Origin of the sequence: Bradyrhizobium sp. LCT2 (genome assembly GCF_009931255.1) — a bacterium.
Taxonomy (GTDB): Bacteria; Pseudomonadota; Alphaproteobacteria; order Rhizobiales; family Xanthobacteraceae; genus Bradyrhizobium; species Bradyrhizobium diazoefficiens.
Genome location: NZ_CP034432.1, coordinates 4,174,567 through 4,196,027 on the forward strand (window position 1 = coordinate 4,174,567; position 21,461 = coordinate 4,196,027).

Below are 21,461 nucleotides of genomic sequence, written 5' to 3' on the forward strand. Positions count from 1 at the left end.
GCCCGACCTCACAAATTCAACTGAAGCTCTATCCTGGACTGGCGCTCGGCCTCCGCCTTGTTCGTGGCGGGGTCCTCGCCCTGCGCTGCCCGGCAGGGCTTAATCTCGTAGTCGTTGTCGAGCACACGCCGCGGCCCGGCACGGTTGTCGTCGGCGCTGACATCCACGACGAGACCGCTCCGCTGCGCCAATTTCCAGACGTCGGACTCATCAGGATAGGCCTTACTGATCTGGGCATCGTTGCAAAACAGGGCGTAGGGCATTCTTCCCGCTCCCGGAAAGCGCGTTAACGACTTCAATGGCGAGGGGTTCCGGCCGGCGGTTGATCACGGCGCCGTGATCGCGGTGCCCCGGGGTCCTTGAGTCGTAAACGAGTCCTGAATCTCCAAAAAAAGAATCCCTGGGACTCTCCGGCCGGAATCAGCGGATGTTTTCGGCCATGACGAGCGACCTGAAAACCTCCTGCGGGCACATGCTCCTGCCGCTGTCGGTGGCGCTGCTCGGCGCCTGCGCAGCCAATCTCTGGCTGGTTTGGTCCTGGCTGTAGGTCCCCAGACGGACGGCCTGCCTTACTTGGCGGCCGGTGGACGAGGGCCGGCGTCGCGGATGGCGGCGCGGACTTTTGTCAGGGTTGCCGCGCAATATTCCTCGCGCTCGCGCTCGAACCGCTCCTGATGCTTGCGGAAATTCGCGATCCTGGCCTGCATCTCGGTACGGAAATCGCCACCCGTGCGGGGCGTCGGGACCTGGACGGGCCGAGCTTGAGGGGCGGGCGGAGATACGGCCGGTGGCGGGTCGGTTTCGATCGCGATGGCCTGCACGGTCACGATTTCCGTGGTCACCGCGAATGCAGCAGGCGGGCTTTCCGGCGGATGGAGGTCATCCTTCTTGCCGGTTACCGATTGGACGAAGGCCAGTGTCTGCGCGATCAATGCGTCGCGCTCTCGGATCCACTTCATGGGCCACCCCCGTTAGGGGTACTCCACCAAAGCTCGAGGGACGAATCAAGAAGATATCCTCCGAGGGATTGCATATTTTTCCCGGTCGCCCGACAGTGGGCGGATGGATGCCGGAAAAGAGCAGGCGGATGAAGCCGAAGGATTGAGGCTCGTTCGCGCGTTCCTGTCGCTGCCGCCCGACAAGCGGGCGGAGGTGATCGCGTTCGCCGAGGAACTGGCGCGGGCCCATGGCCAGCCCGGGGAGGGCGAGGGCACGTCTCCGAAGGGCACATCCCAGAGGTGAGTGCTATCGCTCGCGCGGGTTGACGTTGGGCACGAAGGGCGCACCGACCACCCGGACCGCCGCCGGGGCTGCGGCCTCGACCGGCCTGCTGTCGGCGACCTGCCTCTCCGGAGCCTGTCCAAAGACGGGCTCGTACAGCGCAAGAGCGCCGGCTACGACGACGCAGCACAGCGTCACCGCCCCCAGCAAGAATATGTCTCGATGGTCTGCCCTGATCCGCATGGGGCAAGAACGAGCGACGTACGTGCTTGGTTCCGCACCAGATCGGCGACGTGGCCAGGACGGTCGAAGAGTTCAAGTCCAACGGACTCGAAGTGGAGCGGCTCAAGGCGGCGCAGGCCGAAGCCGAGAAGCAGGCGGCCGAGCAGCGTCGCCGCGACATGGTCCGTGCAGTCGGTTGCTACCGCCACGGAAGAGCTGTCCTCCTCGGTCAACGAGATCAGCCTGCAGATTTCCGGCATCCAGACCGCGACCCAGGAATCGGTGAACGCGATCCGCGACATCTCCGCGACGATCGAGCGGCTCTCGGAAGTGTCCTCGACCATTCCCGCGGCGGTCGAGGAGCAGGGCGCCGCGACCCAGGAGATCTCGCGCAACGTGCAGCAGGCCGCCCACGGCACCCAGCAGGTCTCCTCGAACGTCACCGACGTGCAGCGCGGCGCGGCCGAAACCGGCTCGGCCTCCTTGCAGGTGCTCTCGACCGCAAAGATGCTGGCGACCGACAGCAACCGGCTGAAGGACGAGGTCGGAAAATTCCTCCGGACGGTGCGTGCCGCCTGAGTCCGCGCGGCGGCATCCGCCGCGCCAAGAGTCTCTATTGCGGCAGCAGCAACGCTAGCGCGATGACGAACAGCATGGCCGTCATGACGACGGCCGTAATCGCGCCGGCGGCGATCCTGGCCTTCTCTTTGGGCGTGGTAGGGCGCATCGGGTGCGCATGCTACCTGATGTTGAATTCTGATCCAATCTGTGATCAGTAGCCGTCCCCGCGGCGTTCGGCGTCCGCGCCCCTTCGAAGGCAGCCCATGACCGACGATGTCGACGACGGCTGGGCCGCGTCCGCGGCCGCCTGGATCATCGAGCAGGGTGAGGACGGCGACTACGGCCGCCGCTTCGTGCTGGATGCGCCGATGCGCGCGCGGATCGAGGGCCGCGGTTTCCGCAATGCGCTCGACGTCGGCTGCGGGGAGGGACGCTTCTGCCGCATCATGCAGCGCGCCGGCATCCGCACCACCGGCATCGATCCGACCGAGGCGCTACTCGCGCGCGCTAGGGAGCTCGACCCCCGCGGGGATTATCGGCTCGGTCGTGCCGAGACGATGGATATCGATGCGTGTTTCGATCTGGTGGTCAGCTATCTCAGCCTGATTGACATTCCCGATCTCGGTACGGCGATCGCGAAGATGGTGGGGGCGCTCCGGCCGGGCGGCACGCTGCTCATCGCCAATCTGACCAGCTTCAACACCGCGGGCCAGCCCGACGGCTGGGCACGTGACCGCAAGGGCGAGATGCGCTTCGCCATCGATCACTACATGGACGAGCGCCCGATCTGGCTGAGCGGGCGCGGCATCCGGCTCCAGAACTGGCATCGTCCGCTCGGCACCTACATGACGCTGCTGCTCGACCACGGCCTCCAGCTGCGACTGTTTGTCGAACCGGAGCCCACAAGCGGCGACCCCCGCAGAAACGACCTTCATCGCCGGGTGCCCTACTTTCACATGATGGAGTGGCAGAAGCCGGCTTGAGTGGAAAGGCCTGTGATTTCTGACGCGACGTTTCGCGTGTAGACTGCGCTCGCGATGGAATCTGGATTTGGAAGCGTCCGATGATCCCCAATCGTCCGCCCGTGCTCGCCCACGAACGCTTCGTTGCCGACCGTGACAATTTCGCGGCCCTCGATCTCGCCGCGCGGTTCGAGCGGATCAAGAAGACGAACCTGTGGGGCGCGGCCGGCTCGGTCTCGGGCCTCGGCTCGGAGGATCCCGCCACGGCCGCGATCCGGGAGGCGCTTCCTGCACTGCTGCAACGGCTCGGCGCGCGCTCGCTGCTCGATGCGCCCTGCGGCGATGCGGGCTGGATCGGCCGCATGAAGCTCGATCTCGACTACACCGGCATCGACATCGTGCCGTCGCTGATCGAGGCCAATAGCGAGCGCGCGGCACGAGGTGAACTGGCCGGCCGCTTCCGCGTCGCGGACATCACGCGCGATACGCTGCCGGCGGCCGACTTGATCCTGTGCCGCGACTGCCTGGTTCATTTGAGCTTCGACAACATCGCTCGCGCCGTCACGAACTTTCGTGCGAGCGGCGCGCGCTTCCTGCTGGTCACGACGTTTCCCGAATGGGATGCAAATCGCGACTGCGAGGACGGCGACTGGCGCGCGCTGAACATGGCGACGGCGCCGTTCAACTGGCCGGCGCCGCGCGAACTGATCAACGAGCGCTGCGAGGAGGGCGGCGGTGGCTGGCGCGACAAGAGCCTCGGGCTCTGGCGGCTGGATGAATTGCCTGATCGCATCCGCATTGCCACGGGGATGTGACGGACGCAGGCGGGACGCCCGTTGCCTCCGCGAATGCCGTCGCGCTACACTTTGGGTTGCATGAAGCCATCTCGCGTTGCGGTGACGATGGAGCACGCCATGAGACCGAGTGTTGCGATTGCCGCCATGCTGATCTGGTGCTGCGCGCCGGCGCTGGCGCAGCAGGAGGGCGCTGCGCTCTACGCAAGCCACTGCGCGCAATGCCACGATGGCGGCGATGCCCAAAGCCGTGTGCCGGGCCGTAGCGCCATGCAGGGAATGTCGTTCGATCATGTGCTGGGGACACTGACCACCGGCAGCATGGCCGCGATGGCGAAGGAGCGCAGCGACGAGGAACGCCGCGCGATTGCTTCCTTCGTCACTGGCAAGACTGCGACCGGCGGCGTCGCAGCCGACGCAGAAGGACGCTGCACGCAGCAGGTCCGTGGCTTTCCAGAGCCGCTTGACGGTCCACGCTGGAACGGGTGGGGCGTCGACGCTGGCAACAGCCGCTTCCAGCCGGCCGACATGGCGGGGCTGACCGCGGAAGAGGTGCCGCGCCTGCGGCTGAAATGGGCTTATGCCTTTCCCGGCGCCTCGGTGTCCTTTGCGCCGCCGACGATCATGGGCGGCCTGCTGTTCATCGGCGGCACCGACCGCAAGGTGCACGCGCTCGATGCGCGAAGCGGCTGCACGCTGTGGACATTCGCGACCGATGCCGCGGTGCGCGCAGCGATCAGCTTCGCGCCGCTTCCCGGCACCGATCAGTTCGTGATCTTCTTCGGTGACTTGCGCGCCAATGCCTATGCCGTGAACGCGCTGACCGGTGCACTGATCTGGAAAACGAAGGTCGAGGAGCATCCGGCCGCGCGCATCACCGGCGCGCCGACGCTGCACTCCGGCGTGCTCTACGTCCCGGTGTCCTCGCTCGAGGAGGCCGCCGGCTCGCAAGCCAGTTACGAATGCTGCACTTTCCGCGGCAGCGTGGTGGCGCTGGAGGCTGTGACCGGCAAGCCGGTGTGGCAGGCCTACACGATCCCGGAAGTGCCGCATCCGACCGGCAAGAATACGAAAGGTACGCAGCTGTTCGGCCCGTCCGGCGCCGCGGTGTGGTCGGCACCGACGGTCGATCCGAAGCGCAACGCCGTCTACGTCGCGACCAGCAATTCCTATTCGAATCCGCCGGCCGCAACCGCCGATGCGATCCTCGCGTTCGAGCTTGCGACCGGAAAGCTGCTCTGGAAGCAGCAGGCGACCCCGAAGGACGCCTTCATCGTGGCATGCTACGGCGCGGACAGGACCAATTGTCCTGACGAGCACGGCCCCGATCACGATTTCGGCCAGTCGCCGATCCTCGTGACCTTGCGCGACGGCAGGCGTGTTCTTGCCATCGCGCAGAAGTCCGGTGTCGTGCATGCGCTCGACCCGGATGATGGCGGCAAGATCCTGTGGCAGACGCGGATCGGGAAGGGCGGTGCGCTCGGCGGCAGCGAATGGGGCTCGGCCGCCGATCAGGACCGCATCTACGTCGCGAACTCCGACGTGCGTTTCCTGCACGATGGCACGCGGCGCCTGGATTCCACCCAAGGTGGAGGCCTGTTCGGTCTCGATCTCGCCAGCGGGAAAATTGCGATGGAGGTGCCTCCCGTCGCCTGCGGCGATCGCCTCCAATGCAGCCCCGCGCTGTCGGCGGCGGTCAGCCTGATCCCCGGCGTCGTGTTCTCCGGCGGCGTCAGCGGCGTCCTGCGCGCCTACGCCACAGCTGACGGCAAGCTGCTGTGGGAGTTCGATACCGCGCGAGACTATACGGCCGTGAACGGCGTCCCCGCCCATGGCGGCGCGATCGACGGCCCAGGGCCGGTCATCGCCGGCGGCATGCTCTACACCAATTCCGGCTACGGCCAGTGGAGCGGCGTGGCCGGCAACGTGCTGCTGGCGTTCGAGGTCGGGAAGGAGTGAGGGCGAGCATAGGTGCATCGCTCCACCAACTCGTCATCGCGAGCGTAGCGAAGCAACCGCAAAGTCTTTCCGCGATGACAGTCTGGATTGCTTCGCTGCGCTCGCAGTGACGGAGCAAGATGAGAAGTCATGGTCAATCCAACTCGCATCTCAAACACGGGCACAGCTCTTTCGTAGCGCGCTCCAAGCAGCGGAATGCGGGAACACCGTCCCGTATTGCGCTCCACTCCATCCGGGCCGCAGGACCCGCCGGCCAACCCAGAGGAAGGAATTTCGATGATCGACGCCCGATGTAATTGCGGCGCTCTTGCGCTGTCGCTTCCGGGGCCATCAAGCCTCGTCGCTGCCTGCCATTGCATTGACTGCCAGCGGCGAACAGGCGCGCCGTTCGGTGTCGGTGCCTTCTATCCGGCAGAGGCCGTCACGATCTCAGGCGCGTCGAAGGAATACGTCCGCACAGCCGCAAGCGGCGGCAAGGTCCGCAACTATTTTTGTCCCGACTGCGGTTCAACGGTCTGGTGGAAACCCGACAATCTGCCTGCGATGATCGGCGTCGCCGTTGGCGCCATCGCGGATCCAAACTATCCGGCACCGATCAGATCGGTTTTCGAGCAGTCGAAACATGCCTGGGTGGAAATCACCGGCGCCCAGCATTTCCAGCAGAGCAGCGCGCAGAAGAATTCGGACTGAGTGCTCCCGCCTCGAGCGCTGGTGCGGCTGAGGGGATTGAAAACTAGATGCAAGAGTTTAATAATACACATTAATTTCTACAGTAAGTCGGCGCCATACCAACAAAATTACCAACATCTCGCGGACACTAGCGGAGGTTTGCCGTGGAAAACGGCAGCGGGAGCATGCCCGGGCACACGCGATGCGTCTATTGTGCGGTGGCACAATCAGGTGGGACCGCTGCGTGTTCGAAAAAGCGTTAATCCGGGGCGCTGGTGTCGATGGGGCCGTCGATATCGGCCTCGTCGCTGAAACGCTCCTGTTCTACCGGTCGACCCATTTGCTTGTCGATATGGCGTCCCTCCCGGCTCTCTGCGTTCAATTGGGGCCGGATGGACTGTTGTCGCTATTGCGAAGGCCTGAAGTCACCGCTTCATATTGTCCGGACACTCCGACGGTCCTAACGAATACACAACGAGGATTATCGCAGCACGATTTCGGTCAAATGTTCTGGCACGGAAAGAGCGCCAAAAGCGATGCGCAAGATCAAATCGTTTTAAGCCTCACTCGGTCCGGCGAATTAGAGGTTCCCATCAAGACCGTAAATCAGATCGTCGATCTCCTTAAAATTCATCGCCTGCCTCAAGAGATGGGAACGATTGCGAGTTCTGCGAGAGCTGATTGCGACGACCCTCACTTCGTGAGCATGGCAGCTCGCACAGTTCTCGAAACGGTACGCCCGTCTTTCGCGATACCCAAGAACATGCAGTTTAGAGTGATAAATCTTGGCGGAGAGTTTGCGATCGACACAAATTTGGATTTTGACGCGATAAATCGATCATCTAACGGCGACGCGATATCGGGAGCTTACATCCTGGCTCATATCGTAAGTTCCCGCGCCGATACGTACTTCGCTGCGGACCATATGAGCGAATTGGTGACCAGCCCGGCTAACTCCGCGCTGATCCGGCTTAAGCATTTCGATTTCGTACGGCGTCGGATCAAAAGCGAAGATCAGCACGACATGTTCGAGAATGTCGTGCTCAACGATGCGCGTACGGTGCGTGAAGTTCTCAATTCAAAAGAGCGCTCGATCACAGAGTTTTTCCGCTTGCTAGATGATGGTGCAGAATTCCGAGGATGGATGCATGGGCAACATCCAGATGCGCAGCTCGTCCGGGAGTATTACGATCAGGTAAACAAAGAGACTTGGATCGGACGGCTGCCCGGAAAATCCCTTCGGTTCGTATTCTTCACTGGGGCCGGAGTGCTCGCCGATATGTTTGCTCCAACGGGATTGGGCACAGCGGCAGGGCTTACCTTGGGTGCGACAGATAGCTTGCTAGTTGATAAGCTATTGAGAGGCTGGCGACCGAGCCAATTTATCGAAGGGCCGTTAAAACGCTTCGTCAATTAAGCCGACGCACTGCACCCGGAGGAACGCGATGAACCGGCTTCAGAAATTCGTCGAACGAGGCGGCTTCGGAGAAGGCCCCGGCCGCGCCGCGTGCGTGATTGATCCGACGAAGCTGCCCGAACCGAGCCGCGGCTTTGAGTGGCACATCGTGGGCGACTTCATGCCTGGCGAGCCCATTCTCGCGGACCCCGAGCTGAAACAAGTATTCGAGGTGGCACTGAAGCGTGGCTGCGCAGTGGTTGCGCAGGACTTCCAACAGCCGAACAGAATTCGATGAAAACTGACCGCTTTCCCTACGAAGCGTCCCGTTGGTCGCCGGCGCAGCCGGACCAAGCCAAACGCTGGTCCGAGGAACTGGAAACGCAAAGTCCGCAGAATGTCCGCAACAGACTGGCGCAGACCGACGCCGGCCCTGCCGGCGCGGTCACGATCGGGACGACGGAAATGACGATCGGCTTCGCAGAAGACTGGCTGGCTTGGCACGATCGCAGGCGAGAGGCATCGGAGGGCAAGCCGTACAGGAAGCATTGGCTCGATTGGTTCTTGGGGGCAGTCACGGTCACATCGCTGGGCATCGCCTTTTTCACGAGCGTTCTTTACCAGCGCGACGACATTCGGGTCGTTATCGGTGAAGCCCTGAAAGTGACGCGCGATAAAGGGGGATTAGTGCTGGCGCAGGATCAGGATTTCACATTCATCAATTCTGGAAACCGCCAAGCCCTCATTAGCGAAATCTACGCCGAATTGGTGCTGATCACTGTTCCTCAGACTGGATGCGATGGCCGCTTCGCCAAATCCATCGTTCTTAATGCGACCCAGATCGTCATAAAGCCGGGAGACATTTTGCCGGTACATGCGAAGGTGGTGCAGCGTTATCCTTGGGAGAGGGACAAAGACGGACTTCGCTTCCGGCAGGCCAAGGAAGAACTGAACGATAGCTACATCGTCTGCTTGCAGCTTTACGTCACGACGCCCGACAGCTCGTCGGCGCGATTGGTGCAACCGCTCTATTTGGTCTCCCCAAATGACGACCTGTCTAAAGACTTTTTTGATCGGAACACACCGCTGAGGGTCATCCAGCGGACGCACTGGGGTTTTGGCTGATGGAAATCGAACGCTATTTCGAACAGATCGTCGACCCGTCGATCGCCGACTTCGAAGCGAACCCGACGTCGGTCCGCCATGCGTTCTTGGCCGCGGTCGCTGTCTTCCACGCAATCGACTATCTGGACGCCGACCGCCTTAGAAAGAAGTTTCGGGAAAACAACGCGGACTTCGCGCTGGTCGACCGTATCGCGCACGCATTCAAACACGTGCACACTGGACATCCGGCCGATCGTAACAATCAGCCCTTGTCGGCCGAAGGCGTAATCGCGCGCCCACCGGCTTACTACGGCGTATCGGGAGCTTGGGACCTATCTCGTTGGAACGATCCGATCGGCGGCGTCACGCTGGACGGCGATCGACAGCTAGACATTCTTTCGGCGATCAAGGGCGCGGCCGAATTCCTTCGCCTCCAGATCGAAACCGATCGATCTGCGGGGTCTTGAGAGGGTTGCCACAGCATGGATCGCCTAAACCCAAAGGCCAAGCCGCGGCGCCGCTTCCGCGGCCCGCGGGTGCCCGTCGATCCGCTCAAGCTGACGCTGGCGCAGGCTGCCACACGACAGGTCGACGCCGCGATCGACGCCTTCGAACGCGGCAAATTCGATATCGCCGTGACGCTCGCCGGGGCGTCTGAGGGAATGATAGAACGCGACGGCCATCATCTATTTGCGGGCTTGCGTGATAACCCCCGAGCCAAAGAGAGATTTTCCAAGCAGAAGGACTGGATCAACGTCCTTAATCGTGAACTCTACTGGCTGAAGCATGGCGGCGATGACGCGATGGAAATCACGTGCTTTGACGCCGCCATGATGATTGCGCGAGCGGCTTCAAAATTGGAAGCGCGGGATTGGACCCCGAAGATGGAAGATTTTCGCGTCTGGTTTCTGAAGAACTTGGATTGCGTTTAGCTTTGACCTGCCCGGCAGGATCGCTAGGGCCGCAACACAGGTATAGAAAGAATGGCCTTAAGAAGACCGAGAAACGACGAAGCTGTCGCCAAAACAACGGACCGACTATGGAAAATCGAGACGCGAATTTATGTTCTTTGGATGATGGGCATCGCCGTTGGAGCGCTTCAGCTGAAGCCAACTTCGTTCAGCATCATCGGTGCGACGTTCTCGCTCGACAGGCCTGAACTGATCGAAGGGCTGCTCTTCGTTGGATGCTTGTTGTACTACGTTGCCACCTTTTATTTTATTACCTTCGCGCCGTTCTCTTCTCGAAGCCTAAGCATGCACCGAAAGGCAATCTGGTTTGGTGCGAGTAGAAACGGCAAAACCCTGAAGGGCATTAGCAAATATCAACGGTTGCGAATTCGGCTTGATGCCCGAACTGCTTTTCGCCTGTCATTCTGGACAGCTGTTGCAGGAGCCGTTCTGCCGCTCGCACACATTTTGATCTATCGTCGAGAGCCGCTATGGAACGCGCTGCGTTTAATTTTCGCTAGCGAGCTTTGAGCCGGCTGTCGATCCGGCCAGCGCTGGCGTCCGATCATATCGACGAAGCAGCGCCTCCCAATCGCCCGCACGATAAGACGTCCTCAAAACCGTATCGATCGTCCATTCGACCTGAGCGCGCTCTTGCCATCGAACCGGACGTCGAGCTACTGCCTATGCGTATTCACGATGGCGGTCTTATAGGCCGAGAACAGCTTTAGGCAGTGATCCGCGAACATTCCTACCATGAAGGTGTCGCCTGGATCGCTTCGAAACTCGGCCAACCACCCTTGCGCCCAATCTACCGGCTGCTGGAAGAGATGGTCGGCGTCCTTGAATGAGTAGTCGGTCAGTGTGTCGGCATCTGCGAGATGGCCACGCTGCTCAACCTTTCGTACCAACAGACGCGTGTATGCGGAGAGAACAGGTCGGAGGTTTGTATCGGGGTTGGCCACGCTCGCAAGCGCAACAAAGCAAAGCGTCTCCCGCAAGAATAGCGCCTTCTCGTTGAACCGCGGCAACGCAGCCAACGGAATTCGCAGCTTCTCGGGCGACATGTCGCCGACGTGATTTGAGAGTGGCAAGGCGTCATAGATGCGCTGAGCGTATGTTTCCTCCCACGACGGGCCGCCGCCAAGCGCGGCGGGCGCCGCCGACCTCTTGCCCGATAGGATGTAGCGGATCGCTGCGCCGACCGCCCAAATGATGAGGGCGAGGACCAAAATCGTGCCCGTGACCAAAGGGCCGTCTTTGCGGCCGTAGCCTTCGCCGAAATAGATTAAGAGTGCGATGCTGGCCGTGAGTGCGGCAAACATGCAGGCGATCCAGTAGAGGACGTTAGCAAGGCGATCAATCATGAGGACTTCCAGCTCTCGCCCTTGTCCCGCGCCTTGTGGATCAATTCTTCAATGATAACCAAGATCACAACGACGAGGAGGCCGACCACGAAGGCGATCAGGCTAGAAGGTATGGCGAGAAACCAATCGATTATCTTCTGAGCGCCCACCCAGCTCACATTCGGGAGCGGCCAGTCATTGTAGGTAAAGAGCTTCGAGATCGGCAGGGGCATCCATTGACCCTCGCGGAGCCAGTGGTATGCCTGCCAGCACAGTATGGCCGGTCCAGGCAGCAAAAAAAGCCCGTAGAACTCCTCCATAGTCGCCCCTCATTCCCCGGCGGGCATCTTGCCCGAACTACAACCCTCAAGACAAGGGGCCACGTAGCAGTTATAATTAGGGGCATTGGGGACTGATTGAGCGAAGCATGCCGCAGGGGTTTGTCTATCTACTCGTTTCACCGAACAGCGATTACATCAAGCTTGGGCGTACCGAACGGCCTATCGCTGAACGCCTTCGAGGAATAAATAGTGGCGAGGCGTATGCTCCTCATGGTCCTTGGGAACTGTCGGATTTCGTGCATGTCACGGACTGCGTCGCAGTAGAGAGCGCGCTTCATCGTCACTTTCGTGACCGAAATGTGGAAGTCGACGGGACGCGGGAGCTATTCAGCGTGGCTCCTCACGAGGCCAGAGAGCGGCTTCGCTCGATCAGTGAACCGCTCCGCGTCGATCCCGCGCGAACGGATCAGCTCTTCCACAATCCCGACGTTAGCCTGTTTCTCTTTCGTTTGTTCCAGCTCTCCGGATTGTTTGGAAACTTCGACATTCAAGGATCGTGGACTTTGAGCGTTCTCCCGCAGACCAACGGAGGGCGTTGGTTCACGCTTAACATCGGGTCCCACGAGGTTGCGTTTAGCACGCGAACGCCGATGGACGGGAAGTTCTCACACTACCTCGTGCTGGATCGTCTCATTTTGGAGTATCCCAAAACAATCATGTGGCTTGGCCAACATGGAGGGGATGTTCGAGAGGCCGATTATAAAGCCGCTGAACGGGCAGTGTGCGTAAGTTTCGACGAGGATTTTGCAAAAGCTGAACGCTTCTTCGCTTTCGACGGAGTTCGTCGCGCAATGGTCGCTTATTGGGCCGATGCGCTGGCCGATCTTCGCGAGAGGAATGCCAAGAGCGTCTACGCAAGGTACCATTCCTACGATGCGGTATCGCAGTTGCTCGAATACAAGCGAGCAAGAGACAAGGTGGTAGTGGGGCCTAGGGAGCGATGACACCATCCTTCAACGAGGGGAGGGTCTGTGCGTGGCGCTTCACGTGCCGAGCGCTAGTTGCGCTCTTTCTGGGGGCGGTTCGAACGGCGACCGCCGGCGAGCACTCAGCCGAGACGCCTGAATGCAAGGAAATAACAGCGCGGATCATCGAGCAAACGAATACGAATTTCGATCACTTCTCGCCGTCTGGCGGCAGCGTTTTCTTCAAAAGGCCGGACATGGTCCTGATCTGTGATCCCAAGTTCGTCACCTACGTTTCGCTGAATTGGGATGCAAGCGGCTTTCCTCCGAACGAATGGTTTGTGTTGGCCGCGGCGGCTGGCAGTGCGGTCACCGGTGTCGACCGGAAAGAGCTGGAAGCCGCTGCGCGTCGGTGCCACCGCGTAGCGCTTAAGGAGACCGATGAACAAGCTAGCGTCGTTCTTCCCAAGGCAACGGTTGGGTGTCAGGCATTCACCAAAAACGGCGGGGGCGTCGTCGTAGATGTTGGAACACCTGTGCGAAAGAACTGATATGGGAAGTTGTCATTCGATCGCGGGCGACCGTGCTTAGATCATGGTCGCTTCAATGTTACGGCTGCTAATCTTGGCAAGCATTTTCGTTCCGGCGCTGGTTGCCCCAGCGATGGCCGAAGACATCGTAGGCCGCGCCAGCGTGATCGATGGCGACACGATTGAAGTTCACGGGACGCGCATCCGCTTGTGGGGCATCGACGCACCTGAGAGCGATCAGCTTTGTCGCGGTGACGACAGCGAACTTTATCGATGCGGCCAGAAGGCCGCGGCGGCCTTAGCCGGCCTCTTCTATGCGATCCCGCGGCCGATCATCTGCACGCCGAAGGATCGTGACCGATACAGTCGGATTGTCGCCCTCTGCAAGATCGGTGATCCGGGCCCGGACATCGCGCATTGGATGGTCTCGAACGGCCACGCGATAGACTGGCCGAAATACTCCGCGGGCCAATACGGCGAAGCCCAACGGCGCGCCGAGCGTGCCGGCGCCGGCATCTGGGCCGGCAGCTTTGTGGAACCTTGGCGATACCGTTCTTGCATCCGCGTCGGTCGGCGGCCGTCTGAGTGCTCGGACGAAACGCCCGTCCGTTAATCGATAGGCAAAAGCATACGCGGAAATCATGGCTCTCTCTATTCATGGAAATCCAACGACAAACATTTTCCGCTTGATGGGTGCCGACGAAAACAGCGCCACTTTTGCTTTGGGCTGGGCTCTCGAAAAATGCGAAGGCTTTCGGAAGAGCGTACTGAGCGCTTGGGTGGGCTCGCCTTTCGAAGGGCGCGATACAACGATTTCTCTTCAAAAGCACGGTGAGGATGGCGGCTACACCGACATCGAAATTTACTCGGAACGACATTTCCACCTAATAATCGAAGCAAAGCGCTCATGGGACCTTCCAACTGAAGAACAGTTGCAGCGATATCGACCTCGACTGTCGTCCGGGAGAGCTGACATTCAACGATTGATCAGCGTGACCTCCGCTAGCACAGATTTTGCGAAGCGCCATCTACCGGAGCACATAGATGGAGCGCCTGTTGTCCATCAGTCATGGGGCGAACTCCGAAGGATTGCCCGCTCAGCTCGGTCCGAAGCGAGAAGCTTTGAAGAGAAGCTTTGGTTAGATCAACTTTCGGAGCATTTGCGGGAGTTCGTCGCTATGGAGCGCATCACCGATAACACCGTTTACGTCGTCTCTCTCAGTATCGACGCAATGATCGAAGGTGCGGATTATACGTGGATCGACGCTGTAGAGAAGGACGGTTGCTACTTTCACCCAATGGGAGGCGCAGGTTGGCCCGTCCAGCCACCTAACTACATCGGGTTCCGCTACCACGGCAAATTGCAGTCGGTTCACCACATCGATAGTTACGAGGTGACGGACGATCTTTCAAAGGTAAATCCCCGCTGGCCGAGGGGAGATATGTTTCATTTTGTCTATCGACTTGGTCCTCCAATCCGGCCAGCTACAGAGGTGAGAACGGGGAATATTTTTCGAGCCGGACGAGTGTACTGCGCCATCGATACTCTGCTCTCGGGGGCCTTCAAGACCATTAGCGAGGCCCGAGACGAAACAAAGCGACGACTAAGCGAGCCCGTAGCGCCTTAGTCGGCACGGTAGCCTTGGAATGTGCCGTCGCCCAGATATTCACACCCGCGATTGGCAGTAGCTCGCGGCTACTTCGACCCCCAAGGTATTGATAATTTGCCGGCCGTTGTATTGCCGCTTTGATGCGGGCATGCCAGTACTCACCCGTCGCTCCAGTAAAGATGATCCCCATCGAGAAACATGGCTGATCTATTTCGGCGACCATTCGGATCGGCATGATCTGCCGGTGCTCGGGTGTTCCCAATTCCGCACCGCAATGGGGGGGGGCTTGCGGCTTCTATCCCGGCGTTGACCCGGGCGAACATCGCAGCGGGATTGCTGAGACCTTCGACCAGGCGCGGGACGGTTTCCAAGGGGCCTGGGACGAGCTCGCAGCGACGCTCACGGAAAAGAACTACGACACATGGCGACAAGCCCGAGACTGGTCGGCTTGGAGAGACCGAATGCACTCGCTCGCGCTCCCGCTTCCCACGCAGTGACGCGGTCAGCATCTCTCGATGCACATGTACGTAGTGCGCACAGCTTGGCGCCGACGAATTTCGCGGCCCGGTAAATTCGTACGGCATGATTATTCTCAATATCGGTGCTTGCCCTGACTTAATTCCGCGAATATCGTCCTGTCCCTTTTTGGTAACGAGTTTGGGGCGCCACATGATCGGTTTTCAGGCCAAACTGGAGCGTTTTGAAAGTCTCGCAGCCGAATGCGAATTGATCGCCAAACGATCGGCTGGAAGTAATCGCGAATTTTATCTTCGTGCGAGCGAACACTATCGCGGGTTGGCCAACGATCTACGTATCCTGATCGCATCGGTCGACGTCGCCGCGTAAGTGCCGACCTATTTTTGAAGGCTTCGGATGCTTACGGCGAAGAAAAAGGCCGCCAACCGAGGCGACCTTAATCATCTTGCAGGCGAGCTTCCGGATGGTCTGCGAAGCTCTGCGGCGTATTCCTCAATAATGCGCCGAGCCTCATCCAAGCGCGACGGCTGGGCGCCCTTACGCTGAGTTTGCTTGTCTGGCTCCGGCATAACCGGATGATCTGGCGAGCAGGCCGTCGTCGTTTAGCCATTTTTTGAAAGCGATCCCGTTTACGATGAGCGTAGTTCTGCCTAGCCCGCGCTGAGACTATGACCTTCCGAAAATCGATCTACGAACCGCTACAGCAGCGATTGTCGAGTGAGCGCGGCAGTTTCGTTCGGCTGACGTTCGTGGAGATCGAGCAGACATTGGGGAGAAAGCTGCCGGCGTCCGCGCATAAGTTCACTGCGTGGTGGGGCAACGAAGTTTCCATGAAATTCGGGCACCCTCAGGCGAAGGCTTGGATGAACGCCGGCTTTCGTGCGTACGCTTCGATCAAAGACCGTGTCGTTGAATTTCGACGGCTTTGATCCAGCAGTTCGTCTAATGCTTGTCGAAGGCCTTCGCGCGCTGGAATAGCCACGGTTTGAAGTCCGGTGATGATCAGCTTGTTCAACGTCTCACAATCGGTCGGCGACAGGTGGGGAAGCTGACGCGAAGTCTTCCACTGCTCAATGGCGGCGGTCACGGCGGCACGCAATTCATCATCAGTCGGGCTGGTCATCGGTCGCCCCCAACGCGATCGTCTACAGCTTGGCGCTTTTTGAATTGGAGGCAATTGAACCTTCGATGTATCGGTTGAGGGTTACTTCAGCGCGGGCGGACGGACGATGCAATCGGATCGGCTCGCTACCCTGTTTCCGCTGGAGAGGTGATCTTGCGACCTTTGAGATCGATCGCCGTCGCTAGATCGCTCCGGCAACTGAGCGAATAACCTCCCACTCGTCCTACTCGCTCGTCCCCGCTGTTTTTGAAAGCGCTGCAAGCGAGCGTAAACCGCTTGTCGGGTGCGGCCTAGCCGCTCGCCGACCTCTTCAGCTGTGGCACCTGCGCCAAAGAGCGAGAGCAATTCCGCCTCTTCGTCTGGCGACCACGGACGCGTTGATGTGCGACTGTTCGTCATTCGCAATGCCTAAATGCGCGGCGGCGCTGGCCTTCTCGGTGGATCGGGAAAGCGAGCTGGCCGCTCCGAGCGCGGCGGCGCCGGCAAGCGGCTGGGCTCAGGCGCGCGATTACCGCGCGTCATCCACGCTGCTAGACGAGCGTAGCTTCGCCTGAGAGCCGGAACGAACCAAGCCGCCGATGCGTCCTCGTGATCCATGTTCGAAGCATAATTTCGAGCCATTTAGAAAAGATTGCCGATTTCTCCCGGTTGGTAACTGATCCTCAAGAATGCAAATGCAAAATTAGCTGCCATGCAAACAGGGCGCTCGCTTGAGACGATATTGCAGGACCAAAAGCGCAGCCCGGTCTTCAATCAGTGTCACCGCCAATTTCTCAACCTTCTGCGGGATGTCGATTGGATCGCCTCCACGAAGTTGCCCGCCCCCCCAGAACCACGCTTGCGCTTCTGCGGAATGGCTGGATCGAACGGCGCTCCACGAAAACGGGTATCGAATGCCGCATGACAGAAGCTGGTCTGAGGGAGCTTTACCAACCGCGATAACTGCAAGGCGCGGATTAGGAAACGACGAACGTGTCAAAGGCCATGGAACTGATCGTCGCTGGCTACGTGAAGGTGCGGGACCGTCGCGCGCTGACGGACTTACTCGCGCATCGCCGCAAGGTTCTCGCTGAGCTGCAAGCCGTGTCGGGCATCAACCCACAAAGTGCTGTCAAAGCAATACAAGACGAACTCGCGATGATCGAAGCCGGCCTCGAAAAACTCAAACCGCCGCCGGGATCATTGCCCGAGAACGAGTGGAGCTAGCACAACAAACGTCCTCTCACCCCGGCCCTCGTTCGCTTGACTGCGAATAGTAACCGGGTGGAAACCAATCCGAGCTACGCTAGTTGAGCGCTTAACGGACAGGGCGCGATACGCATGGGCAGGAGAAGCCCGCTCCCCGAAAGTGAGCGGGTTTCTTTTTCGATTGAGCAAGAATGCGCGTTAATAAGATCACGTGGGACAAAGTCGGCCGGGTAACCGAGCCGGGTCGCTACAAGTGCTTTTTCGGATATCTAACCGTCACTTCAGAGGACATCGAGGTGTGGACGCGCTATCCCGACGCGACGTTCACTTTGATCGCGCGGCCGACGACTGAGCAATCGGTGGGGGAAGATTACCGTCTAGGCGCGTTCGACATCGGCGATCGTGAACAGTAGGCCTGAGGAAAGGGAACATCTCGAACAACGGCGCTTCGACATTCGCTGGAGGCTTTCATTACTGCCAACGCCACGAAGCAGTTTGACGCTTCCGCTCCGCGGCGCGGCCTAAAGATTGAAGCATCGCAGCCCCATAGGAACTTAGCCGCGCAGGTTCGGTTGGCTACGGTGTGCCGCTCGGCGTCCCTTTGCCAACTCAGGAGATGAAGGTGGCAAAAGCTTTAATTTCAAAGGCTGACCTCGAACGCATTGCGCTTCAGGACATTCGTAGTTTCCCCGGCTCCGAACATGTCGTCTCAGTAGAAGTCGAATACGCGGCCCATCAACCACAGGGCATCAACTGGCAATTGTGTGTCATAGCGAACGACGGAGGCGATCTCGACCGCATTCAATATGCTGCCAAGGTCACAAGCGATCGGTTGAAGCGCCGATACGATCTTCGGCTGGCCTCCTAGGCAGCACGATCAGCCGTGGTGTCGAGCTGATGCGCAACGAGGATCTATATCAATCGCCTCGCCGGGACGTCGCTGGACAAGGGCGTCGAACTGAACGCGCTGGCATGCTGCCAGGGACAGCAGCCTTGTTCCAGATTTAACGTTCCGCGGCGACATCAAGCTTAATCCGCGTCTTCGATTGCACCGGGGCTAAGGAGAGTTAGCCTCTCTTGCACCGGACATGGTCCCATTCGGGTTCGTCCGTCGCGCCAATATACTCGGCGCGGCGGCTTCGTTTGATTTGATTTGGACATCTCGCGCGAGTTGCATTTGAAAAGGCAGTCAGACAGCGCCCCCCTCGATCTTATTGAGATGCGTCGGCAACTCACGGCCATGCGCTCGCAACACTCTGACGATCTTCTCGTCACATCGCGATTGAACCGCTTCCTCGTGAAGATTGCGTTTTTGTCGGAGCCAAAGAATGCGGCGCACGAGCAACATCTGAAACATGAGTTCGTAAGGACGTTGCGAAGCGTTGAAGCGATCGTCTCGAGGAGCCGATCTGTGAAGCCATCGGGCGCCGTTAAGCAGCCCAAGTAACACTAACGCACGGACGTTCTTGCGCCGGCTCGGGCAGTCGCCGATCCTCGCTGTAGTCGCGAAGTCGTCTTCGTCTCGCGTATCGACGCCTTTGCGGCGAGGGGTCGCCGTCCCCTCGGTCGGCGGCCCCGCCCCATGATACTGAACCTTGAGGGGCGTAACGTGTCTGTTGAATGGAAGGGCGTCGAGCGGCGACGCGTCACACGCAAGACGGTCAACCAGACAGTTATGATCTCGCTCTTAGGCGGCGCAACAGTCACGCCCTGCGCAATGCGAAACCTTTCAGTTCTTGGCGCCGGCATACTTCTTGAAGAAACTCCGATCCCGCCGACGCACTTCGACCTGTCCTTCGACGAATTCCGAACGAGCTTTGCCTGCCGCGTGGTGTGGCGTCGCGATGCTTTCGCCGGAGTGGAGTTTGTCCACTAGCGTGTCAACAGCGGCTTCCACGGGTCATTCTTGGTTCTTCTGGGTCTCACGGCGTAAGACGGGGTGCATCCAGTAATTTTCGCCTAGCTTGGGAATGTTATCGTAGTTGATCTTGTCCCAATGAACGCGCTCGGCATCCTCGCGCAGGAATGCAATGCGCAACATCTCTTCCGTTGTATCGTTTCCGCGGATGTCTCGGAAGGGACCACTTTCCCGTATAATGATCGAGTTCACTTGTGAATATTTGGCGAAAACGACGGGCACTACTCTCGCGACGTTGACGTTAAAACCGGTGACGGCCGCGCTCGCCGAGAGGACAGCATCGGGGGTATAATTGACGGCGAGCACACCGTTATTCAAGCTCGCCGTTGATTTTCCGCCATAGAGAAGGGCTTCGGCGAGCTGCTCGGGTGTGGTCGCTTGATCGATGCGAGCCCTGCGTTCGTCAGGCATGAAAGCGGTGACTGCCGCCAACCCGATAAAAACCGCGATTAGGATCCACAGCAACTTCTTCATCGCAGCTACCTCAAGGGGTACAAACCTCTCCCCGATAGAGCATCTAGCTTAGACGGTGGTCACTCGCAAAAAGTGATGTGGAAAAGTCTAGCGTCTCCGGCGGAGTGGCCCCTCTCAACGCCCTTGGCTTCGCAGTGTGCGTCCGATCGTCGACTAACCGGCGCAGCGACAGCTTCATTTCGTTGTGTTGGACATCGTAAACGCGTGCGCGGCCGCCGCCGGGGAGATCGATTATGAACCCGGCGGCGTTGCGGCGAAGGATCGCAGCAGCGACCTTCGCCAGTGACTTGATGCGTTCTGAGCGCTGGGCGCTGTTCATTGCGTTGGCAGATGACCTAATAATGCGATCTGAACATCACGACAGAAGGAGGCGATTTCCCCTTCATCGCAAGGGGCGCCCAAATCAGCTTCGCGCCTAGCTACGACCTGCGCCTTTATCGGTAGATCGGCTTTTGGGTCGGTTGTTTCAGCCTCAAGGATGGCCTCAGAAAGGTCCGACAAGACGTCGTGGGCCCGATCACACGCTGCTTCGGCTTGATCGATCTCATCTTGAGTGCCGACGACAGCGACACGATTAAAAAGCGAATAGATGCGCTGCTTGAGAGCCGCTTCGCTTTGATATTTTTCCCAAAGCTCTTGTATCGCTGTTAGGCTCTGAGGGGGCTGCGCCCACGGTCCAATGATGATATTCGTCTGGCTAGCTTGTGACATTGCTTATCCCAATGTTCGAGTTAGGGCCGTGAAGCAGGTGCAAACTGCTTCGCGGCCCGCACAAAATAACTCCACATTTTCGAGATGCAACCGGTAAGTTGACCGGGAGCGCCGGGACAATTCCCGGTTTATTCCCCGGTTTGAGCCAACGCGGACCGCGATCATCGAGCCCGGTAGACGACACCCTTGATATCTAAGACGCCCGCAACAGACCCGTCCGATCGATCGCCTGAGGAGCAGGAAGCGCTCGACAAGTCGATCCGGAACTCGACGTCGCGCGAGCAAGCAAAGCAGCGACGGCTGAACGGCGACACGATCAAGGATCGGCATCGACGACAGGTAACACTGGAAGACTTACCTCTGTTCGCCAGCGAAATGGACATCTCTGTCGCACTGATGGGACCGGGACGGTACACGGAATGGCGAGGGATAGTGCCGCTACTCGAACGACGCGGCTTCCCGAAGATCGATGGGCTGATGGGTGGTCGTTACACGCCCGCCGTGCGGGCGTTCTTCGATCGCGAGTATGGCATCCATGGGCAGTCGTCCGGCCGCGCCGTCGATGGACCCGAGCGGTTCGGCTCGTATCAAGGTCGCACGAGAAAGCGGAAGCCGAATACGGACACCTGATCGCCGCCGCCTTCCGCGCGCAGGCCGACGCACCGGATATCGAGGCGCAGGCAAAGCGGCGGCTCGCGGATGAATTCGACGCAGCGCAGGCGCGCGGTGAAATAGCCAAAAGGTCGGACGGGCCGAAATTGCGCGATCAGGTCGCAGGCTCCGACACGATCGCCACGATCAAAACAGGCGGGGATTACCCGACATGAAAATTATGAAGAAAGGCAAATTCGCGATGCCGAAAAGCGCGACCGGGGCATCCGTTTGAAGGACCACTGCCGCAGCCGCAGCCGGTTCTCGGATAGAACTTCAAGGCACTGCCGCCGATGTCGGACCGCAAAGACAAAACTTAAAGGGCCTGCATCGAGTGCACGCCTTGACG

General features: G+C 59.6%; 29 protein-coding genes and 1 pseudogene. 22 read left to right on the forward strand and 8 right to left on the reverse strand.

The annotated features are described in order from the left end of the window. Nucleotides 1–8: 8 nt before the first annotated feature. Both EI171_RS20030 and EI171_RS20035 read right to left on the reverse strand, forming a co-directional pair. A complete protein-coding gene (locus EI171_RS20030; RefSeq protein ID WP_011088256.1) occupies nt 9–263 on the reverse strand; it encodes a hypothetical protein in 255 nt (84 codons plus the stop codon). Nucleotides 264–569: 306 nt separating this feature from the next. Then, entirely contained in the window at nt 570–959 is a 390-nt protein-coding gene (locus tag EI171_RS20035) for a hypothetical protein (RefSeq protein WP_161534484.1), read from the reverse strand. Nucleotides 960–1,062: 103 nt separating this feature from the next. Here EI171_RS20035 and EI171_RS20040 point away from each other — a divergent pair, with 103 nt between their 5' ends. Beyond that, complete coding sequence (locus EI171_RS20040) at nt 1,063–1,242, forward strand: hypothetical protein (protein ID WP_028175886.1); 180 nt, start codon at nt 1,063–1,065, stop codon at nt 1,240–1,242. A 3-nt stretch (nt 1,243–1,245) separates the two neighbouring features. On the opposite strand, the gene EI171_RS20045 is transcribed toward EI171_RS20040, so the two are convergent. Beyond that, on the reverse strand, nt 1,246–1,464 hold the full coding sequence (locus tag EI171_RS20045; protein ID WP_038967516.1) for a hypothetical protein: 219 nt from the start codon (nt 1,462–1,464) through the stop codon (nt 1,246–1,248). Between the two features lie 38 nt (nt 1,465–1,502). Here EI171_RS20045 and EI171_RS46750 point away from each other — a divergent pair. The 11 genes and pseudogenes from EI171_RS46750 to EI171_RS20100 all read left to right on the forward strand — a co-directional run. Beyond that, nucleotides 1,503–2,022, forward strand: a pseudogene (locus EI171_RS46750) (methyl-accepting chemotaxis protein); the annotation flags it as partial. 245 nt (nt 2,023–2,267) lie between these two features. Then, entirely contained in the window at nt 2,268–2,987 is a 720-nt protein-coding gene (locus EI171_RS20055; RefSeq protein WP_161534485.1) for a bifunctional 2-polyprenyl-6-hydroxyphenol methylase/3-demethylubiquinol 3-O-methyltransferase UbiG, read from the forward strand. Between the two features lie 80 nt (nt 2,988–3,067). Then, nucleotides 3,068–3,781, forward strand: coding sequence for a class I SAM-dependent methyltransferase (locus EI171_RS20060; RefSeq protein ID WP_161534486.1), 714 nt, complete (start codon nt 3,068–3,070; stop codon nt 3,779–3,781). A gap of 99 nt (nt 3,782–3,880) precedes the next feature. Then, nucleotides 3,881–5,719, forward strand: a complete 1,839-nt coding sequence (locus tag EI171_RS20065; RefSeq protein WP_060912589.1) for a PQQ-binding-like beta-propeller repeat protein — start codon at nt 3,881–3,883, stop codon at nt 5,717–5,719. A gap of 276 nt (nt 5,720–5,995) precedes the next feature. Next, nucleotides 5,996–6,409, forward strand: a complete 414-nt coding sequence (locus EI171_RS20070; protein WP_038967514.1) for a GFA family protein — start codon at nt 5,996–5,998, stop codon at nt 6,407–6,409. A gap of 223 nt (nt 6,410–6,632) precedes the next feature. Next, nucleotides 6,633–7,805 (forward strand): hypothetical protein, encoded by a 1,173-nt coding sequence (locus EI171_RS20075; protein ID WP_161534487.1) that lies wholly within the window; start codon nt 6,633–6,635, stop codon nt 7,803–7,805. A 28-nt stretch (nt 7,806–7,833) separates the two neighbouring features. Then, entirely contained in the window at nt 7,834–8,082 is a 249-nt protein-coding gene (locus tag EI171_RS20080) for a hypothetical protein (RefSeq protein ID WP_161534488.1), read from the forward strand. Next, nucleotides 8,079–8,909, forward strand: a complete 831-nt coding sequence (locus EI171_RS20085; RefSeq protein WP_161534489.1) for a hypothetical protein — start codon at nt 8,079–8,081, stop codon at nt 8,907–8,909. Before EI171_RS20080 ends, EI171_RS20085 begins: the two co-directional genes overlap by 4 nt. Beyond that, a complete protein-coding gene (locus EI171_RS20090; protein WP_161534490.1) occupies nt 8,909–9,355 on the forward strand; it encodes a hypothetical protein in 447 nt (148 codons plus the stop codon). Before EI171_RS20085 ends, EI171_RS20090 begins: the two co-directional genes overlap by 1 nt. A 15-nt stretch (nt 9,356–9,370) precedes the next feature. Further along, on the forward strand, nt 9,371–9,820 hold the full coding sequence (locus EI171_RS20095; protein WP_161534491.1) for a hypothetical protein: 450 nt from the start codon (nt 9,371–9,373) through the stop codon (nt 9,818–9,820). Between the two features lie 141 nt (nt 9,821–9,961). Beyond that, entirely contained in the window at nt 9,962–10,369 is a 408-nt protein-coding gene (locus tag EI171_RS20100) for a hypothetical protein (RefSeq protein ID WP_161534492.1), read from the forward strand. 146 nt (nt 10,370–10,515) lie between these two features. Here the strand turns inward: EI171_RS20100 and EI171_RS20105 are convergent, their stop codons facing one another. Together EI171_RS20105 and EI171_RS20110 are read right to left on the reverse strand one after the other, a co-directional pair. After that, nucleotides 10,516–11,205, reverse strand: coding sequence for a hypothetical protein (locus EI171_RS20105; protein WP_161534493.1), 690 nt, complete (start codon nt 11,203–11,205; stop codon nt 10,516–10,518). Next, nucleotides 11,202–11,504 (reverse strand): hypothetical protein, encoded by a 303-nt coding sequence (locus tag EI171_RS20110; RefSeq protein ID WP_161534494.1) that lies wholly within the window; start codon nt 11,502–11,504, stop codon nt 11,202–11,204. The genes EI171_RS20105 and EI171_RS20110 overlap by 4 nt, the downstream gene beginning before the upstream one ends. A gap of 107 nt (nt 11,505–11,611) precedes the next feature. Here EI171_RS20110 and EI171_RS20115 point away from each other — a divergent pair, with 107 nt between their 5' ends. From EI171_RS20115 to EI171_RS44810, 5 genes are all read left to right on the forward strand, one after another. Beyond that, the gene (locus tag EI171_RS20115; RefSeq protein ID WP_161534495.1) at nt 11,612–12,469 is read left to right on the forward strand and encodes a GIY-YIG nuclease family protein; all 858 of its coding nucleotides are present in this window, start codon (nt 11,612–11,614) and stop codon (nt 12,467–12,469) included. Next, nucleotides 12,466–12,981 carry a hypothetical protein gene (locus tag EI171_RS20120; protein ID WP_161534496.1) on the forward strand — a complete coding sequence of 172 codons (516 nt, stop codon included), beginning with the start codon at nt 12,466–12,468 and terminating at the stop codon, nt 12,979–12,981. The genes EI171_RS20115 and EI171_RS20120 overlap by 4 nt, the downstream gene beginning before the upstream one ends. A gap of 112 nt (nt 12,982–13,093) precedes the next feature. Further along, nucleotides 13,094–13,573 (forward strand): thermonuclease family protein, encoded by a 480-nt coding sequence (locus EI171_RS20125; protein ID WP_246740587.1) that lies wholly within the window; start codon nt 13,094–13,096, stop codon nt 13,571–13,573. Between the two features lie 28 nt (nt 13,574–13,601). Beyond that, nucleotides 13,602–14,588: a hypothetical protein gene (locus EI171_RS20130; RefSeq protein WP_161534498.1), complete on the forward strand. Its 987-nt coding sequence runs from the start codon at nt 13,602–13,604 to the stop codon at nt 14,586–14,588. Nucleotides 14,589–15,239: 651 nt separating this feature from the next. Next, nucleotides 15,240–15,416, forward strand: a complete 177-nt coding sequence (locus tag EI171_RS44810) for a hypothetical protein (protein ID WP_202633170.1) — start codon at nt 15,240–15,242, stop codon at nt 15,414–15,416. Between the two features lie 478 nt (nt 15,417–15,894). On the opposite strand, the gene EI171_RS20135 is transcribed toward EI171_RS44810, so the two are convergent. Then, nucleotides 15,895–16,170 carry a hypothetical protein gene (locus EI171_RS20135; RefSeq protein ID WP_161534499.1) on the reverse strand — a complete coding sequence of 92 codons (276 nt, stop codon included), beginning with the start codon at nt 16,168–16,170 and terminating at the stop codon, nt 15,895–15,897. Between the two features lie 984 nt (nt 16,171–17,154). On the opposite strand from EI171_RS20135, the gene EI171_RS20140 reads away from it, so the two are divergent. From EI171_RS20140 to EI171_RS20155, 4 genes are all read left to right on the forward strand, one after another. After that, nucleotides 17,155–17,376 (forward strand): hypothetical protein, encoded by a 222-nt coding sequence (locus EI171_RS20140; protein WP_161534500.1) that lies wholly within the window; start codon nt 17,155–17,157, stop codon nt 17,374–17,376. Between the two features lie 173 nt (nt 17,377–17,549). Beyond that, entirely contained in the window at nt 17,550–17,771 is a 222-nt protein-coding gene (locus EI171_RS20145) for a hypothetical protein (RefSeq protein ID WP_161534501.1), read from the forward strand. A gap of 209 nt (nt 17,772–17,980) precedes the next feature. Beyond that, nucleotides 17,981–18,226, forward strand: a complete 246-nt coding sequence (locus tag EI171_RS20150) for a hypothetical protein (RefSeq protein ID WP_161534502.1) — start codon at nt 17,981–17,983, stop codon at nt 18,224–18,226. 714 nt (nt 18,227–18,940) lie between these two features. Beyond that, nucleotides 18,941–19,234 (forward strand): PilZ domain-containing protein, encoded by a 294-nt coding sequence (locus EI171_RS20155; RefSeq protein WP_161534503.1) that lies wholly within the window; start codon nt 18,941–18,943, stop codon nt 19,232–19,234. 24 nt (nt 19,235–19,258) lie between these two features. On the opposite strand, the gene EI171_RS20160 is transcribed toward EI171_RS20155, so the two are convergent. Both EI171_RS20160 and EI171_RS20165 read right to left on the reverse strand, forming a co-directional pair. Continuing rightward, entirely contained in the window at nt 19,259–19,750 is a 492-nt protein-coding gene (locus EI171_RS20160) for a hypothetical protein (RefSeq protein WP_161534504.1), read from the reverse strand. Nucleotides 19,751–20,065: 315 nt separating this feature from the next. Beyond that, complete coding sequence (locus EI171_RS20165) at nt 20,066–20,461, reverse strand: hypothetical protein (RefSeq protein ID WP_161534505.1); 396 nt, start codon at nt 20,459–20,461, stop codon at nt 20,066–20,068. Nucleotides 20,462–20,647: 186 nt separating this feature from the next. Here EI171_RS20165 and EI171_RS20170 point away from each other — a divergent pair, with 186 nt between their 5' ends. Beyond that, a complete protein-coding gene (locus tag EI171_RS20170) occupies nt 20,648–21,091 on the forward strand; it encodes a hypothetical protein (RefSeq protein WP_161534506.1) in 444 nt (147 codons plus the stop codon). Nucleotides 21,092–21,461: the final 370 nt, after the last annotated feature.

Bases quoted from the DNA above. Each gene is read 5' to 3' on its own strand.
- EI171_RS20030 (WP_011088256.1), bottom strand. From the start codon at position 263: ATGCCCTACGCCCTGTTTTGCAACGATGCCCAGATCAGTAAGGCCTAT.
- EI171_RS20035 (WP_161534484.1), bottom strand. From the start codon at position 959: ATGAAGTGGATCCGAGAGCGCGACGCATTGATCGCGCAGACACTGGCC.
- EI171_RS20040 (WP_028175886.1), top strand. From the start codon at position 1,063: ATGGATGCCGGAAAAGAGCAGGCGGATGAAGCCGAAGGATTGAGGCTC.
- EI171_RS20045 (WP_038967516.1), bottom strand. From the start codon at position 1,464: ATGCGGATCAGGGCAGACCATCGAGACATATTCTTGCTGGGGGCGGTG.
- EI171_RS20055 (WP_161534485.1), top strand. From the start codon at position 2,268: ATGACCGACGATGTCGACGACGGCTGGGCCGCGTCCGCGGCCGCCTGG.
- EI171_RS20060 (WP_161534486.1), top strand. From the start codon at position 3,068: ATGATCCCCAATCGTCCGCCCGTGCTCGCCCACGAACGCTTCGTTGCC.
- EI171_RS20065 (WP_060912589.1), top strand. From the start codon at position 3,881: ATGAGACCGAGTGTTGCGATTGCCGCCATGCTGATCTGGTGCTGCGCG.
- EI171_RS20070 (WP_038967514.1), top strand. From the start codon at position 5,996: ATGATCGACGCCCGATGTAATTGCGGCGCTCTTGCGCTGTCGCTTCCG.
- EI171_RS20080 (WP_161534488.1), top strand. From the start codon at position 7,834: ATGAACCGGCTTCAGAAATTCGTCGAACGAGGCGGCTTCGGAGAAGGC.
- EI171_RS20085 (WP_161534489.1), top strand. From the start codon at position 8,079: ATGAAAACTGACCGCTTTCCCTACGAAGCGTCCCGTTGGTCGCCGGCG.
- EI171_RS20090 (WP_161534490.1), top strand. From the start codon at position 8,909: ATGGAAATCGAACGCTATTTCGAACAGATCGTCGACCCGTCGATCGCC.
- EI171_RS20095 (WP_161534491.1), top strand. From the start codon at position 9,371: ATGGATCGCCTAAACCCAAAGGCCAAGCCGCGGCGCCGCTTCCGCGGC.
- EI171_RS20100 (WP_161534492.1), top strand. From the start codon at position 9,962: ATGATGGGCATCGCCGTTGGAGCGCTTCAGCTGAAGCCAACTTCGTTC.
- EI171_RS20105 (WP_161534493.1), bottom strand. From the start codon at position 11,205: ATGATTGATCGCCTTGCTAACGTCCTCTACTGGATCGCCTGCATGTTT.
- EI171_RS20110 (WP_161534494.1), bottom strand. From the start codon at position 11,504: ATGGAGGAGTTCTACGGGCTTTTTTTGCTGCCTGGACCGGCCATACTG.
- EI171_RS20115 (WP_161534495.1), top strand. From the start codon at position 11,612: ATGCCGCAGGGGTTTGTCTATCTACTCGTTTCACCGAACAGCGATTAC.
- EI171_RS20120 (WP_161534496.1), top strand. From the start codon at position 12,466: ATGACACCATCCTTCAACGAGGGGAGGGTCTGTGCGTGGCGCTTCACG.
- EI171_RS20125 (WP_246740587.1), top strand. From the start codon at position 13,094: ATGGCCGAAGACATCGTAGGCCGCGCCAGCGTGATCGATGGCGACACG.
- EI171_RS20130 (WP_161534498.1), top strand. From the start codon at position 13,602: ATGGCTCTCTCTATTCATGGAAATCCAACGACAAACATTTTCCGCTTG.
- EI171_RS44810 (WP_202633170.1), top strand. From the start codon at position 15,240: ATGATCGGTTTTCAGGCCAAACTGGAGCGTTTTGAAAGTCTCGCAGCC.
- EI171_RS20135 (WP_161534499.1), bottom strand. From the start codon at position 16,170: ATGACCAGCCCGACTGATGATGAATTGCGTGCCGCCGTGACCGCCGCC.
- EI171_RS20140 (WP_161534500.1), top strand. From the start codon at position 17,155: ATGGAACTGATCGTCGCTGGCTACGTGAAGGTGCGGGACCGTCGCGCG.
- EI171_RS20145 (WP_161534501.1), top strand. From the start codon at position 17,550: ATGCGCGTTAATAAGATCACGTGGGACAAAGTCGGCCGGGTAACCGAG.
- EI171_RS20155 (WP_161534503.1), top strand. From the start codon at position 18,941: ATGATACTGAACCTTGAGGGGCGTAACGTGTCTGTTGAATGGAAGGGC.
- EI171_RS20160 (WP_161534504.1), bottom strand. From the start codon at position 19,750: ATGAAGAAGTTGCTGTGGATCCTAATCGCGGTTTTTATCGGGTTGGCG.
- EI171_RS20165 (WP_161534505.1), bottom strand. From the start codon at position 20,461: ATGTCACAAGCTAGCCAGACGAATATCATCATTGGACCGTGGGCGCAG.